This window comes from Adlercreutzia shanghongiae, from assembly GCF_035830635.1.
Lineage (GTDB): Bacteria > Actinomycetota > Coriobacteriia > Coriobacteriales > Eggerthellaceae > Adlercreutzia > Adlercreutzia shanghongiae.
Window position 1 is genome coordinate 41,887 of sequence record NZ_JAYMFI010000001.1, and the last position, 14,534, is coordinate 56,420.

The following is a 14,534-nucleotide window of genomic DNA, read 5'->3' on the forward strand; positions in this document are numbered from 1 at the left end:
TTTAACTGTTCCTTTCGCCATCGTACCTCCCCCCCAAGCTGGCCTGCGTTCCCATCCCCAAAAAACTACTGCTGAAAGAATCCTCAACCCAATTCTTTCCGGTCACGATATAGCTTCCTTTGTAGGATTTAGACACTGGAAGGCCGTATGTTTCCGCAGCATATGCGGCCGACGCAAAAACAGTACAAGCCATTAGCATTGCCATGCAAATGCACAGCATCCCTTTTCTCGTTTTCGACATGGCGTCCTTCTTTCTTAGTTATCGCAGGCTGCTACTGGTAGCGTGATCTCTCCTCCTTCCTCTCCGCTCCAACGTCCACACGCTCTAACAGCACTCTTTCTTGCTGAAATGTTTCATAAATCAAAAACGATCACAGAAAGCCAACCAAGCAAAGAGGCCTGCAACTAGCTTGCACCTGCCCAATTTGACGAGCGCCAGCAGACCGTCTTCTCCTTGTTGTGTACACTGTGTGAATGTGAAACAATTCACCTGCCTGCTTCGCTTTATCGACCAAGAACCCCGATGGATAGCGAGGACTGCATCATTAACCGCAAAGACCTGCTTGAATATGCGATACGAACTTTCGGCGGCGATGTCTATCGCTTCGCCTTGAGCCAGGTTTTGCGTCGACACACTGCCGAAGATATATATCAAGAGGTCTTTGTCGCCCTTTACCAATCTGCTCCTCTCTTTCACGACGACGAGCACCTCAAAAGATGGCTTTTCAAGACAGCCTCCCATCGCTGCAAGCGCTTCTTTCACGAACAATCGCGAAGAACGAAGGAGATCCTCGTCGATCCAACCGATTACACGGAAGCTGCTTTCCTGCAGAACGCATGCGACGAGTCGCACCATGACGAGGAGAGTGAGATTTGGAACTTTGTCGAGAAGCTCTCCCCCAATCAGCGAAAACTCATCTATCTCTTCTATGTGGAGCAGTACACCACGAAAGAGATCGCCGAAATGACGAATATGCCGCACAACACAGTGCGAACCAATTTAAGGCGCGCCCGCCAAACACTCCGTAGGTATTTAGAAGATGGGAGAGGCCATGAACATTAGCCGCTACATCCAAGCTATGAAAGACATTGAAGCTCCCCCCGATTTGGCCGATCGCACTATTTCCTTAATCCTGGAGAACGATCCAGAAAAGCACGTCGCCCCAAAGGGAGGCCACAACGCCTCACGTGCGAGATCCACCTTTCGAGTCAAGATGCATTTCGCTGCGAAAATTGCCGCTTGTCTCCTGCTCACGGTTTGCGTGCTCGGGTCAGTTCTCGCCATTCCCTCCCTCCCCACGATTGCCGACGCCTTTGCGCCAAAGCATAGCGCCGAGCACCTCCGCCTTACGAGCGGCCCCATTTACCAGGTTGACGAAGATATCATCCTCGCTCTTCATGCCCACCTCAATCTTCCTTCGTCATCGGAAGGCATGGGCAAACGAATTCTTTCCTTCGATAGTCCGTCGATTGAGCTTGCCCTTCCGTCCCTCAAAGCCGATGTGCCCTACTACCAAGATGCATCCAGGCATCTTACGATTCGCAACCCCTCGTCAAGCATCGATTTCATTATCCTCATCCGTCTTTCGTCCCTCGATGAAGCTACTTACCGAGATATGATCGAGACAGACTATGAAAGAGACAGTTACCGAATATACAAGGAGATGGAGCTCACAGTCGACCAACTCGAAACCGCCTCTCTTACCGTAGAAGAGGCCGGCGCATCTTCAAAGTGTTATGCGCTCGACATCGATCAGCTGAAGGGGCAATGGGATTTTTCGTCAAGCCTCTTTCACGGCGGTCCCTTAACCATCAATCTTGTACCCTGCGCAACCAATTGACCCTAAGGGTCAAGAGCCGCCCCTGCAAACCCTGCACCCTTTGGAGAATGTTGACATCCAATGGGGCAGCAGTATCGGGGGTTCCGAAGGGCCGATACCGCGGGCGACCCTAGACCGGCCGCTCGTGGCCCTCCTCGGTGGTGAGGATCAAAGGCCCGTCTTCGGTGATAGCCACGGTCTTCTCGAAGTGCACCGAGGGCTTGCCGTCACGGGTGCGCACGAGCCAGCCGTCGGAGCCCACCTTCACCTTGCGGGAGCCCATGTTTACCATAGGCTCGATGGCAAGCACCATGCCCGGCAAAAGCTTCAGACCCGTGCGGCGACGCCCGAAGTTCGGCACGTTGGGGTCCTCATGCATGGCGCGACCGATGCCGTGGCCCACGTAGTCGCGCACCACCGAGTAGCCCGCTGCCTCGGCCAGAGACTGCACGGCGTGCCCGATGTCGCCGAGGCGCTTGGAGGCCCGGGCGTTGTCGAGCCCCTCCCACATGCAGCGCTCCCCTACCTCCAAAAGCCGCTGCACTTCGGGAGCAACCGCGCCCACGGGATAAGTCCAGGCATTGTCGCCCACCCATCCGTCCACGATGGCGCCCGTATCGATGGAAATGATGTCCCCCTCGCGCAGCACGAGCCGCTTCGAGGGAATCCCGTGCACGACCGCCTCGTTCACCGAGGCGCAGATAGTGCCGGGGAAGCCGCCATAGCCCTTGAAGGCGGGAATGCCGCCCTCGGAGCGGATGGTCTTCTCCGCGATGGCATCAAGCTCTGCTGTGGTGATGCCCGGCTCCACGGCCTCGCCGACGCGTCGCAAGGCCAAGGCCGACACGCGCCCGGCCTCCCTCATCGCCTCGATCTGCGCCGGGGACTTCAACTTCACTGCCATGAAACCACGCTTTCTCAATTCATCTTCGCCGCCGCACGACCGCCTCGTCGCGTCCATTCCTCGGCGCTCACGAGGCGCAGGGTACGGCACTATCTCTTCAGCTTGCGAGCCACTTTCCTCACGGCGCCGGAAACAAACGAGGCCTCGGGCCAGTTGCCGCGCACAGCCGGACCGTACGTGACCACCAATGCCGCCAAGCCGCCGGCAAGCACATAGGCGAAGGCGCGCCCAACGCTGCCATCGAGAGGCCCCAGCCCGAGCGAGAGCGCCACGAGCACCCCGTAGCCGACCACCGAGCCGGCGCCGCCCAAAGCGAGCGCCACAAAGAACGAGCGCAGCACCGCTCCCAGGCCCATAGGCCCGAAATGGCGCCGCAGGTACGCGAAGGCGACAAGGTCGCCGATAACGTAGGACACGATGGTGCTCGCCGCCACGGCCTCAAGCGTCACGGGAAGCCCGTGCTGATAGCCCCACGCCGCGCCCAGCGTGACCGCCACCTGGGCCGCTACGGCAACAAAGTTGATGATCGAGAAGACGCCCATGCGCCGAATCGAGCTGAATATCTTGTTCAGATAGGCGTTCACGCCATAAAACGGCAGCGCCACGGCCATAACAGCCAGATAGTTCGAAATCTGCCCGATGGCGTCGGCCGTGAAGGCGCCGATGTGGTACAGCGTCACCAGCGGCGTGGCGAACACCATAAGGTAGAGGGCCATGGGAACCATGAGGAAGAGAATCTGCCGCGTGCCATCGATGATGCCCGCGACGACGCCGCGCGTGTTGCCGTCGGCCTGCATGTCGGAAAGCTCGGTGAACAGCGTCGTGGTCACCGGCACCGCCAGAAACGAATACGGGAACGTGAACCACAGACGCGCGTAGGCGATGACCGAGGGGCCGTTGTCGGCGAAGCAGTACGAGGCGGCGTTTTGGGCCGATACCGTGGCGAACGAGCACACCGTGACGAACACCGCCGGCGCGCCCAAGCGCAGCGTATCGGCCAGGGCCGGATCGTGCAAGTTGATGCGCGGGCGCAGATGAATGCCCACCTTCTTCAAGGCGGGAATCTGGAAGGCCATCTGCACGAATACGCCAAGCGGGTTGCCGATGGCGATGGCGAGGAAGGCCAGGTTCTGGTCGGTCTGGGCAATGACGGCGTACAGAATGAACGACGCGATGACGATAATATTGTTGAATACCGGCGCGAAGGAGGACCAGAAGTACTCGCGATTCGCATTCAAAAGCCCCGAGACGATGGACGAGGCGCCGTAGAACACGATTTGAACAGCGAAGAACTGGAAGAAGAAGACCGCGAGCGCCATCTCGTCCTGGTTCGAGTAGAAGCTCTGAGTGTAGATGATCTGCCCCGAGAACACGACGCAGAGCACCGACACGATGGCAAGCAGCGCCACGACGATGGTCAGCAGGTTCGATGCGTATTCGTTGCCGCGCTTGTCCCCCAGCTGCTTTTTCACCGAAAGGTACACCGGCAGAAACGCCGTGATGAGCATGCCGCCCATCACGAGCTCGTAGAGCATATTGGGCAAGTTGTTCGCCACCTGGTAAGAGCTGGACACGAAGGTGGAGCCCAGGGCAAAGGCCATGGCCCAGGTACGCGCGAAGCCGGTGATGCGCGAGATGATGACGCAGACGGAGATGAGGGCCGCCGAGGCTCCGACCGACTCGGCGGACAGCGCGCCGGCGTCGATGGGCTCTTCGGCGCCTGTCGCCTCGTCAGTTGCCTCGGCGACGATGAGCTCCTGCTGGCGGATTGACCGCTCGGCGGTGGCCGAGGGAATGGTTCTATCGAGGCCGGCATGAGAGCCGACCACGGGGATGAGCCCCGTGGAGCCAGGGTCAACCGGAGGGTTCAGCAGCGTTTTGTCCACGCCACGGTGAAGACCGCGGGCCGCACGGCGCGCCTCGCGATTCGCGCGCGGATTATTGCGCGGCACCGCGGGCAAAAAAGCGGCGTCCTCCCTCTCGCACATCGGCTCCACCGCAACAGGGCCGGAGCCGCCGGACGCGCGCCGCCCATGCCGGCCGAGCCTTTCGGGCGCGCTATCGCCCGCCGCCGGCGCGGGCGGATTCGGGCGAATATGGCGGGCTCGTTGGAGCTTGTCGGGCATGGTCGGACTCTTCAGAGTTGAGGGGTATAATTTACCTATCTTAGCAAAAGCGGAAAGTAGTCCCCCATGCACATACTTGTCGTACGCAATAACTCCAACCCCCAGGCCATCGACGCCTCGCTGCTTCTGACCACCTACCTCACCAGCCAGGGAGTCGACGTGCTGCTCGCCGACTCCTCGTCGCTGGGAACCGACCAGGGACGCGAAGAGGTGCGCCGGCAGCTCTCTGTCCCTCCCGACATGGCGGTCGTGCTCGGCGGCGATGGCACCGTGCTCCATACGGTCCATTTGCTGCGGGACAAGCAGGCACCCATTCTTCCCATCAACTTCGGGCGCTTAGGATTTCTCGCCAACGCCGACGAAGGCGGGCTCGTTTCCCTGGTGGCCGAGGGATTGGCCGGCGATCTGCATGTCGAGTGCCGCAGCGTCCTCTCCATCGAGGTCGTTTGCGAGGGAGAACGCGATCCTTACGGCGACGACGAGGAACGCAACGCCTACGACGCGCGCGTGGGCGACAGCGCCTCTGAGGGGGTTCAGGGCGCTCCTTTGGACAAGTTCGGCGTGAACGGGCGCGGACTCGCGGGCGCCCGGCAGTTCTTCGCCCTGAACGAGGCCGCTATCACCCGCGGTGCCTTGGGGCGCATTATCGAGCTGACCCTGGGCGTTTCGGGCGTCAACGTGGCCCGCATGCGCGGTGACGGCCTCGTGGTGTCCACCGCCACCGGCTCGACGGCCTACGCGCTTTCCGCCGGAGGCCCTCTCGTGTCCCCAGGGTTCAAGGGGCTCATCGCAGTGCCCCTCGCACCCCACACCCTGCGTTCGCGCGCCGTAGTCACCGACAGCAGCGACATCATCGAGGTGTCGCTTGAGGACACGGACTCCTTCCGCGAGGCAACCTTGTTCGTCGATGGCGACATCGTCCCCTTCAAGCGGCCCCTGCGCAAGCTGTATCTCAAGCGCGCCCCCTTCGATGTCACCCTCCTGCGCGCCGATGGCGCCTCGTTCTACGAGCGCATCTCCAAGGACTTCTTCGACGACTAACGCCGCCCAACAAACGCCCCTCACGAGCGAAAACAAAAAACGGGCCCCGCAGCGCGGGGCCCGTTCTCTTCGATAGAGAAGCGTCGATTTACTCGGCAGCCTCGGTGTAGGCGCGGGTCACCGTAGAATCCACGGCCACGCCGGGAGTCATGGTGCCGGAAACTGTGACGGACTTGACGTACTTGCCCTTGGCCGCAGCCGGCTTCATGCGCAGGATCTCGTCATAGACAGCGCCGTAGTTCTCGGCGAGCTGCTCGGGGGTGAAGCTCACCTTGCCGAGGATGACGTGCGCGATGCCGTAACGGTCGGCGCGGTACTCCACGCGGCCGCCCTTCAGCTCATTGATGGCCTTGACCACGTCGTTAGTGACGGTGCCCAGCTTCGGGTTCGGCATGAGGCCGCGGGGGCCGAGGATCTTGCCGAGACGGCCGACCTTGCCCATCTGATCGGGCGTGGCCACAGCGGCATCGAAGTTGAACTCGCCGGCCTGGATCCGCTGCATGAGCTCGTCGGTGCCCACGATGTCGGCACCGGCCTCCTCGGCAGCACGCGCCGCCTCGCCCTCGGCGAAGACAGCCACGCGGACGGTCTTGCCGGAGCCGTTGGGCAGGCTCACGGTGCCGCGCAGCTGCTGGTCGGCCTGACGGGTGTCGATGCCCAGGCGGAAGTCGCCCGTCACCGTCTCGTCGAAGTTGGCCGTAGAGATCTCCTTCAGCAGCTTCATGGCCTCAAGAGGACGCAGGGCCTCGGCCGGAATCTGCTTCTCGGCCTCGGCGTACTTCTTTCCGTGCTTAGTCATTGAACTTCCTTTCGTGGTAATGGCGGGCGCTTCCAGCCCTTCCACTGTCGTTTAATCAGTCGAACTAGTCGACGGCCTTGCCCTGAAGCATAGCGGCAACCTTGCGGCTGGGCACGTACTTCTTCTTCATCTCGCGGCCCTCGATGCGCACGCCCATGGAGCGAGCGGTGCCGGCCACAATCTCCATGGCGGCCTCGATGGTGTTCGCGTTCAGGTCGGGCATCTTGATCTCGGCGATCTCGCGAAGCTGATCTTCGGTCAGCGTGCCGGCCACCTGAATCTGGGGGATGGCGGCGCCGCTCTTGATGCCGAGCTTCTCCTTGATGAGCACGGCCGCGGGAGGGGTCTTGCACACGAAGGTGAAGGACTTGTCCTCGTAGACCGTGATCTCGACCGGGATGATGGTGCCGGCCTGGTCCTGCGTCTGAGCGTTGAACGCCTGGCAGAACTGCATGATGTTGACGCCCTGGGCGCCGAGGGCCGGGCCAACCGGAGGAGCCGGGTTGGCAGCACCGGCGGGGATTTGCAGCTTTACAAATCCAGTGACTTTCTTGTCAGCCATCTGTGACTACCTTTCAGATGTATCGACGTTTACTTCTCTATCACTCAAAACTCGCTGGTCGTGAGAAGCCCCGGTCCACGCGGGCACGCCCAGCAAGTCAAAGTGCTTGCAAAATTAGATCTTGGCCACCTGGTCGAAGGAAAGCTCGACGGGGGTCTCGCGGCCGAAGATGGAGACCATGACCTTGACCTTGCCCGCGTCGGGCATAACCTCGGAAACGGTGCCGTCGAACTCGGCGAGAGGACCGTGGGTCACCTTCACCGACTGGCCGACCTCGAGGTTCGTGGAGGTCTTCTTCGGAGCCTCGCGGCTCGTGCGCTTCATGATCTTGTTGTATTCCTCGCGGGTCAGCGCCTGGGGGTTGCCCTGGCTGCCCACGAAGCCCGTGACGCCGGGCGTGTTGCGAACGGCGGCCCAGCTGCGATCGTCCAGCTCCATGCGGACGAGCACGTAGCCCGGGAACACCTTCTTCTCGCTCTCCACACGGCGGCCGCCCTCCTTAATCTCGGTGACCATCTCAGTGGGGATCTCGATGCCGAAGACGTTGTTCTCGAGGCCCATGGCCTCGATGCGCTGCTCGAGATTCGACTTCACCTTGTTCTCGTAGCCCGAGTAGGTGTGCAGCACGTACCATTTCTTAGCCATCGATTACGCCCCAATCCCGGAGATGAACACGAGCAACGGCGTGATAATCACGTTGTCCAGAAGAGCCACGAACACGCCGAAGAACAGCAGGGCCACCACGACCACGCCGCTCCAGCGGAGCACGTCGGTGCGCGTAGGCCACGTGACGCGCTTCATCTCGGACTTCACATCGCGGAAGAACTGGAAGCGCTTCTTCTTCGGCTTCTCCTCCTTCTTGGAGGATTTCGCGGTATCAGTGGAAGACGCAGACTTGTCCTCGGAGCCCTTCTTGAACAGGGAGCCCTTCTTCTCCTCGGTCGCCTCGGCGGCCACCGGAGCCGGGTTCTGCCCTTCGAGCTCACGCTCGGCCTTGCGCTGCTGACGAGCAGCGGAGGCCTTGGCTTTCTGTGTCTTTGATTTCTTTGCCATGGGATTCCTTATGGAACATCTCTTGTCTAATCGCCAAAAAAGCAGCCCAGGGCTGCTCACATAAACAAGCTGGCAGGCCAGGAGGGACTCGAACCCCCAACATGCGGTTTTGGAGACCGCCGCTCTACCAATTGGAGCTACTGGCCTATGCCTGTTTCTTCCTTAACCTCTTATCGGGTCTCTTTGTGCACTGTGTGGGCGTTGCACCACTTGCAGTACTTCTTGAGCTCGATGCGGTCAGGATTGTTCTGCTTGTTCTTCTTGGTCGTGTAGTTACGGCGCTTGCACTCGGTGCAGGCCAAAGTGACCAGAGTACGCATGAATTCTCCTTTTACCTATAAAACGAAATGCAGGATTGATTATACACATGAAGCGCAGGGGGCGGGGCCTGCCTCGAAAAAGACAGGCCCCGCTTTGAAATCATTCAGTAAGGGATGCTTACTTGAAGATCTTGGTCACGCGACCAGAGCCCACGGTGCGGCCACCCTCGCGGATAGCGAACTTCAGGCCCTCTTCCATGGCGATGGGGTGAATGAGCTCGCCCTTGATCGTCACGTTGTCGCCAGGCATAACCATCTCGGTGCCCTCGGGAAGGTGGGCAACGCCGGTTACGTCGGTGGTGCGGAAGTAGAACTGCGGACGATAGCCATCGAAGAACGGGGTGTGACGGCCGCCCTCTTCCTTGGTCAGGATGTAGACCTGGCCCTCGAACTCAGTGTGCGGGGTCACGGAACCGGGCTTGCAGAGAACCTGGCCGCGGACGATCTCCTCGCGCTTGATGCCGCGCAGCAGGCAGCCGATGTTGTCGCCAGCCTGAGCCTCGTCGAGCAGCTTGCGGAACATCTCGATGCCGGTGCAGACCGTGTTGGCGGTCTCGCGGATGCCGACGATCTCCAGCGGGTCGTTCACGTGGAGCACGCCGCGCTCCACACGACCGGTGGCAACGGTACCACGGCCGGTGATGGTCATGGTGTCCTCGACAGCCATCAGGAACGGCTTGTCGACGTCGCGGTCGGGGGTCGGGATGTAGGAGTCGACAGCCTCCATGAGCTCCCAGACCTTCTCCTGCCACGCCTTGTCGCCCTCGAGGGCCTTCAGGGCGGAGCCGCGAATGATCGGGGTATCGTCACCCGGGAACTCGTAGCTGTCGAGCAGCTCGCGAACTTCCATCTCGACGAGCTCGATGAGCTCCTCGTCGTCGACCATGTCGCACTTGTTCAGGAAGACCACGATGTAGGGCACGCCGACCTGACGGGCGAGCAGGATGTGCTCGCGGGTCTGGGCCATGGGGCCGTCGGTAGCAGCGATAACCAGGATGGCGCCGTCCATCTGGGCAGCACCGGTGATCATGTTCTTCACGTAGTCGGCGTGACCGGGGCAGTCGACGTGAGCGTAGTGGCGGGTATCGGTCTCGTACTCGATGTGAGCAATGGAGATGGTGATGCCGCGCTCGCGCTCCTCGGGGGCCTTGTCGATCATGTCGAAGGCAGTGAAGTCGGCGTTAGCGGTGCCATGAGAGCCGTCGTTCTCAGACAGGGTCTTGGAGATGGCGGCCGTCAGCGTCGTCTTGCCGTGGTCAACGTGACCGATGGTACCGATGTTAACATGCGGCTTGGAACGCTCGAACTTCTCCTTAGCCATGTTTCATCCTCCTTCAAGGGTGATAGCGAAACGAATTGCAACAAAATAAACGCGCCCAGAAAGGACGCGGTAAATCTAAATGGTAGCGGTGACTGGATTTGAACCAGTGACGCCACGGGTATGAACCGTGTGCTCTGACCAACTGAGCTACACCGCCAAGTGGAGCCTGCGACCGGACTTGAACCGGTGACCTCTTCGTTACCAACGAAGTGCTCTACCGACTGAGCTACACAGGCGAAATGGTGGGCGCGCTAGGATTCGAACCTAGGTAGGCATAACCAACGGGTTTACAGCCCGTCCCCTTTAACCACTCGGGCACACGCCCATTTCGGCGCTTAATTCATGTGTACTTTTCAAGCTGCCACTCGCGCTTCCCGAATGCCCGGGAAAAGCGAGCGAATGAATAATACGGTACGAGTCGGGTGGTGTCAACCGTTTACACGCCCCCGGGCGTGTCTCCACGATTCCTCCCCATCCCCTGTTCCGCCCGCACGGAGGCGCCTACGCCCCTCTTACTATATATAGAGTAAAGAAAACGCCGAGGCACCAGGTCTTGTGAGCTCCGCATCCGCGCAACACGCGCCCGCCGCGAACGGCATTATTTCCGCAGCGGATGGAGCCTTCGGGGGTTTGTGAATCCCTTCTGTGGGGGTCGTGGAGACCCCTGTTCCGTGCTATGATAGCCGAACGAGTTTGCACCAACGCACTAGATGCTCAACCAGGAGGATACTTTTATATGAGTGAGCATACACGTCCCTTTAGCAGACGAGCCTTTGTCGGTGGCGCCGCGGTTTTCGGCATCTCCCTTTGCCTGCCGCCGCTGACCCCCGGAACTGCCCATGCCGTCACGGCCGCTGAAAAGCAGGCCGAGGCGAACGCGGCCCTCGAGAAGCTCAATGCCATGCAGGAGAAGCTCGACCGCGCTTCCGATAACTACTTCAACGCCTGCACCGAGCGTGATAACGCCCAGGCCCGCATGGACGAGGCCCAAGGCCGCATCGACACCGCTTCTTCGCGCATCAGCGAGCTGCAGGACCATCTGGGCAACCGCGCCCGTTCCATGTACCGTTCCGGTTCTTCCACCTTCCTTGATTTGCTCTTGGGAGCCACCACGTTCCAGGCCTTCGCCTCGAACTGGGACCTTCTGAACGACATGAATCAGAACGACGCCGATATGGTTGAAGAGACCAAGACGCTGCGCGCCGAGGTGGAATCCGAGAAGGCCGTCTACGAGGAGCAGCGCAACGTCGCTGCCCAGAAGGCCGAGGAGGCCAAGGCCGTCGAAGAAGAGGCCGAGGCCCTCGTGGCCCAGATGGATGAGACCTACCAGTCCCTCTCCGCCGAGGCCGCGCAGCTGTTGGCCGAGGAAGAGGCGGCCCGCGAGGCCGCCGCTCGCGCCGCCGCCCAGGCCGCCGAGGAAGAGGCCCGTCGCCAGGCCGAGGCCGAGGAGCGCCGCCAGCAGCAAAGCAGCAACAACGGCGGCGGAGGCTCTAGCAACAGCGACGACGATGACGACGATTCGGGAAGCTCCAGCTCGGGGTCCGGCTCCAGCTCCGGCGGCGGATCGAGCAGCGGGTCTTCGAACAACTCGAAGCCGCAGACGGTCGGAGGCACGGCAGTCGACCGCGCTTACGGCGAGCTGGGCAAGCCCTACAAGTGGGGCGCTGTGGGCCCGAACTCCTACGACTGCTCCGGCCTGGTGAGCTACTGCCTGCTCGGCCGCCACAGCCGTTTGGGCACTGCCGCCAGTTTCATGGGCTACACCCGCGTGTCCAACCCCAAGCCCGGCGACATCTGCTGCAACGACCACCATTGTGGCATCTACATCGGCGACGGCCAGATGATCCACGCCCCGCGCTCCGGCGATGTGGTCAAGATCTCCGGCGTCCACTCCGGCATGATCTACACGCGCTACTAGCAAGCGATTTATCGAACGACACCGACAAGGGCTCCCGCAGGAGCCCTTTTTCATGGTCGAACCTCTTCAAGCTCGCCCCTCCCGCAAAGGCGGGTTGTAGGAAAAAAATGTGCCCGATTTAGGGTGCTGCTCGTTCTGCGTGTCCATATCGCGATTATTTGCCCTACCGAAATTTTTTCTTGTCAAACAACGGCGATATGGACACATTTTCAGCTGCTTTGGACGCCGTGCGAGCAAGAGGGGGCAATAATCCCTGTTCAGAGGCTTGCTTATTTTCGCCTTCTTTGCGGAACGCGTCCATATCGAGATTATTTGCCCAAAAAAGACCGCGCTTGCCTTTACACCTACAAACAAAGGACGATGGGTCCCGCGACGCGGAAGAGCCCCCTGGGGAGGGGGGACTCTTCTCAATGTATGCCCGGGGACGCTGGAGGGAGGGAGAGGAGTGCGTCCCGAGTCATCGGGGATGTGTCAGCACCTAGGTGCTCAGAAGGCCGTTCTTAGGCCGGGGCACCGCCGCCATCTGGAGCGCCACCTTCGGGGGCACCGCCGTCGCCAGCCGGGGCACCGCCGTCGCCCTCGCCTTCGCCGCCCATGGGCGGGCCGGCCATGCCGTTTTCGGACTGCTTGATTTCAGCATTGCCGGCACCCAAGGTGCAGTAGCGATCGAAGTCCTCGGTGGCGAGGAACTCACCCAGCGTGTAGCCGAGGCACAGGCACATGCCGATGGACACGCCGTTCATGATACCGTTGTAGCCCATGGGGAAACGTCCACCCGACGTATTACCGCAGGCGAACAGGCCCTTGATGGGCTCAAAGCCCCGGCCCTGCACCTGCTGGCGCCCGGTGACGAGCAGACCGGAGGTGGCTACAAGCGAGCCGCCGCCGACGCGCTTAGAGCACGGGTAGCCGTAGAAGGGGCCGTCCTTGATGGGCCACATGGTCTCAGGATCGCGGCCGAACTCAGTGTCGACGCCGGCATCGTGGGCAGCGTTCCACCTCTCAATGGCGGCCAGGGTGTTGGCCTTCACACCCTCTTCCATGCCCATGTAATCGCAAAGCTCTTCGAGGGTATCGGCGCAGTAGAGGAACTTGCCGGACGTGTCATCACCTTCCGGGCCCGAGCCCACGGCGGCGTCCATATAGGACTTCACGTTGGCAATGGCCTCATCATCCCACTCTTTGGGGGCCAGGTGGCCGGCGAGCTGGTTCAGGAAGACTTCCTGCCAGTCGTTGCCCCACACCAAATAGGCACGGTCACCAGGCTCGCGAGCGCCGGCGCAACCAGAAAGCAGCGGACCGCCGAAGGCCTCGTTGCAGTAGCGCTCACCGTACTTGTTGAGCCACAGGCACTCCACGCCCTCCATGGGAGACAGCGGAATGAAGGCGTGGCTGCCCATATCGCCGCCCGTGGCGATTTCCACCTTGGCACCGATGCGCATGGCCATGGCGATGCCCGACCCGTCGCGCCCGGACATAGCGGAGCAGTCCTTGTACTCGCCCAGCTCGTAGTTCTCACGGCAGATGGCGTTGTACATGGCAGAGTTGCTGCCGATGTCGCCGCAAGCGAGAACGACAGCACGGCCATTGTACTGGGTGTATTCACCCGTGCTGGAATCCTTGGTAATGACGCCGGTGACCTCGGTGCCGTCCTCGTTGTGCACGAGGCGCACGGCCGGCTGCCCAAAGAAGAACTGCGCGCCGGCGGTCTTAGCTTTGTCCTGGGAGCGCTTCACGGCATCGGTCATCCCGACGGAACCGCCGAACTGACAGGTGCCCACATAGGAGGTAAAGGGGCCCTTCTTGTAATTGTAGCCCTCGACGACTGGCCAGTTGAGCGGGATGAGCTCGTCCTTCTCGGCCTCAGTGTAGTCCTCAATAAACCAGTCGAGCGCCTCGCCGGAGCGGTTGGCGAACTGGGAAAGCAGCGTGGGCTGGACGCGGCCGGCACCGTACATCTGATACTCGTTCATGAAGTCTACGACAGAGTACTCCGGCACGCCGACGCGATCGACCTGCCAAGAGGAATTCAGATGACCAATGTCGTTGCCAAGGGCGCTGAAGGTGTCCTCGGGCTGCATCTCGACGACAATGACGCTCGCGCCAAGCTCAGCGGCGCGACGAGCGGTAGCGGTGCCAGCATGACCCGCGCCGCACACGATGATGTCAGCTTCCTGAACAGAGGCAATCTCGTCCTCGGCAATCTCGGGCTCTTCGCCGAGCCAGCCGGCACCGAGCACCTCGCCCATGGTCTTGCCTTCGTTGCCTGTGGCTGCAGCACCCGCGCCGGTGCTGGCCATGGCCTCGCCAGACCCTGCGGCGCCGGAGGCCGAAGCGCCCTCAGTCTGCGGGCTGCAGCCGACCACCATGCCTGCCGCCGCAGCGCCGGCCGCCATGACGCCGGCACCCCGCAGGAAGCTGCGGCGGCTCAACGCGATGCGGCCGCGCTTGCCAGCGAGCGTCTCCCGCAGCTTCTCAATCTCGTGATGGTTCTCCATTCCCCATCCCCTTTCTTTCTCATAGCCTTGACAGAGCCGAGGATTGCGGCCCCGCAGACCACTATGGAGGCGCCAGAGCCGTCCGGCTATACCGTCTCTATGGTGAAACCGCCCCTAAACGCCTCACCACGAGAAGGTGAAATCACCTTTCCCCCAGGTAGTACGCACATTG

The 14,534-nt window shown here is 61.2% G+C and carries 13 protein-coding genes and 4 tRNA genes; 4 read left to right on the plus strand and 13 right to left on the minus strand.

The window, feature by feature from the left end; genetic code table 11:
* Positions 1-523: 523 nt before the first annotated feature.
* Positions 524-1,063 carry an RNA polymerase sigma factor gene (locus tag VJ923_RS00215; protein ID WP_326437318.1) on the plus strand — a complete coding sequence of 180 codons (540 nt, stop codon included), beginning with the start codon at positions 524-526 and terminating at the stop codon, positions 1,061-1,063.
* The gene (locus VJ923_RS00220) at positions 1,053-1,841 is read left to right on the plus strand and encodes a hypothetical protein (protein WP_326437320.1); all 789 of its coding nucleotides are present in this window, start codon (positions 1,053-1,055) and stop codon (positions 1,839-1,841) included. Before VJ923_RS00215 ends, VJ923_RS00220 begins: the two co-directional genes overlap by 11 nt.
* Positions 1,842-1,950: 109 nt before the next feature.
* Here VJ923_RS00220 and map read toward each other — a convergent pair whose 3' ends face one another.
* Together map and murJ are read right to left on the minus strand one after the other, a co-directional pair.
* Complete coding sequence (gene map, locus VJ923_RS00225) at positions 1,951-2,724, minus strand: type I methionyl aminopeptidase (RefSeq protein WP_326437322.1); 774 nt, start codon at positions 2,722-2,724, stop codon at positions 1,951-1,953.
* An 89-nt stretch (positions 2,725-2,813) separates the two neighbouring features.
* Entirely contained in the window at positions 2,814-4,850 is a 2,037-nt protein-coding gene (murJ, locus tag VJ923_RS00230) for a murein biosynthesis integral membrane protein MurJ (RefSeq protein ID WP_326437324.1), read from the minus strand.
* Between the two features lie 66 nt (positions 4,851-4,916).
* On the opposite strand from murJ, the gene VJ923_RS00235 reads away from it, so the two are divergent.
* Positions 4,917-5,891, plus strand: a complete 975-nt coding sequence (locus VJ923_RS00235) for an NAD(+)/NADH kinase (protein WP_326437326.1) — start codon at positions 4,917-4,919, stop codon at positions 5,889-5,891.
* Between the two features lie 88 nt (positions 5,892-5,979).
* Here VJ923_RS00235 and rplA read toward each other — a convergent pair whose 3' ends face one another.
* The 10 genes from rplA to VJ923_RS00285 all read right to left on the minus strand — a co-directional run bounded on the left by rplA (position 5,980) and on the right by VJ923_RS00285 (position 10,271).
* Positions 5,980-6,690, minus strand: coding sequence for a 50S ribosomal protein L1 (gene rplA / locus VJ923_RS00240; RefSeq protein WP_326437328.1), 711 nt, complete (start codon positions 6,688-6,690; stop codon positions 5,980-5,982).
* 64 nt (positions 6,691-6,754) lie between these two features.
* On the minus strand, positions 6,755-7,252 hold the full coding sequence (gene rplK / locus VJ923_RS00245) for a 50S ribosomal protein L11 (RefSeq protein WP_326437330.1): 498 nt from the start codon (positions 7,250-7,252) through the stop codon (positions 6,755-6,757).
* A gap of 114 nt (positions 7,253-7,366) precedes the next feature.
* Positions 7,367-7,897, minus strand: a complete 531-nt coding sequence (gene nusG / locus VJ923_RS00250) for a transcription termination/antitermination protein NusG (RefSeq protein ID WP_326437332.1) — start codon at positions 7,895-7,897, stop codon at positions 7,367-7,369.
* A gap of 3 nt (positions 7,898-7,900) precedes the next feature.
* Positions 7,901-8,305 carry a preprotein translocase subunit SecE gene (secE, locus tag VJ923_RS00255; RefSeq protein ID WP_326437334.1) on the minus strand — a complete coding sequence of 135 codons (405 nt, stop codon included), beginning with the start codon at positions 8,303-8,305 and terminating at the stop codon, positions 7,901-7,903.
* Positions 8,306-8,375: 70 nt separating this feature from the next.
* A tRNA-Trp gene (locus VJ923_RS00260) sits at positions 8,376-8,452 on the minus strand.
* Positions 8,453-8,475: 23 nt separating this feature from the next.
* On the minus strand, positions 8,476-8,625 hold the full coding sequence (gene rpmG / locus VJ923_RS00265) for a 50S ribosomal protein L33 (protein ID WP_022740305.1): 150 nt from the start codon (positions 8,623-8,625) through the stop codon (positions 8,476-8,478).
* 118 nt (positions 8,626-8,743) lie between these two features.
* Positions 8,744-9,946 (minus strand): elongation factor Tu, encoded by a 1,203-nt coding sequence (gene tuf, locus VJ923_RS00270; RefSeq protein ID WP_326437337.1) that lies wholly within the window; start codon positions 9,944-9,946, stop codon positions 8,744-8,746.
* Between the two features lie 80 nt (positions 9,947-10,026).
* Positions 10,027-10,103 (minus strand) — tRNA-Met (locus VJ923_RS00275).
* 3 nt (positions 10,104-10,106) lie between these two features.
* Positions 10,107-10,182, minus strand: a tRNA-Thr gene (locus VJ923_RS00280).
* Positions 10,183-10,186: 4 nt separating this feature from the next.
* A tRNA-Tyr gene (locus VJ923_RS00285) sits at positions 10,187-10,271 on the minus strand.
* A 411-nt stretch (positions 10,272-10,682) separates the two neighbouring features.
* Between VJ923_RS00285 and VJ923_RS00290 the strand changes: the two genes are divergently transcribed.
* The gene (locus tag VJ923_RS00290; protein ID WP_326437339.1) at positions 10,683-11,864 is read left to right on the plus strand and encodes a coiled-coil domain-containing protein; all 1,182 of its coding nucleotides are present in this window, start codon (positions 10,683-10,685) and stop codon (positions 11,862-11,864) included.
* 500 nt (positions 11,865-12,364) lie between these two features.
* Here the strand turns inward: VJ923_RS00290 and VJ923_RS00295 are convergent, their stop codons facing one another.
* Entirely contained in the window at positions 12,365-14,362 is a 1,998-nt protein-coding gene (locus tag VJ923_RS00295) for an FAD-dependent oxidoreductase (protein WP_326437341.1), read from the minus strand.
* Between the last annotated feature and the right edge of the window lie 172 nt (positions 14,363-14,534).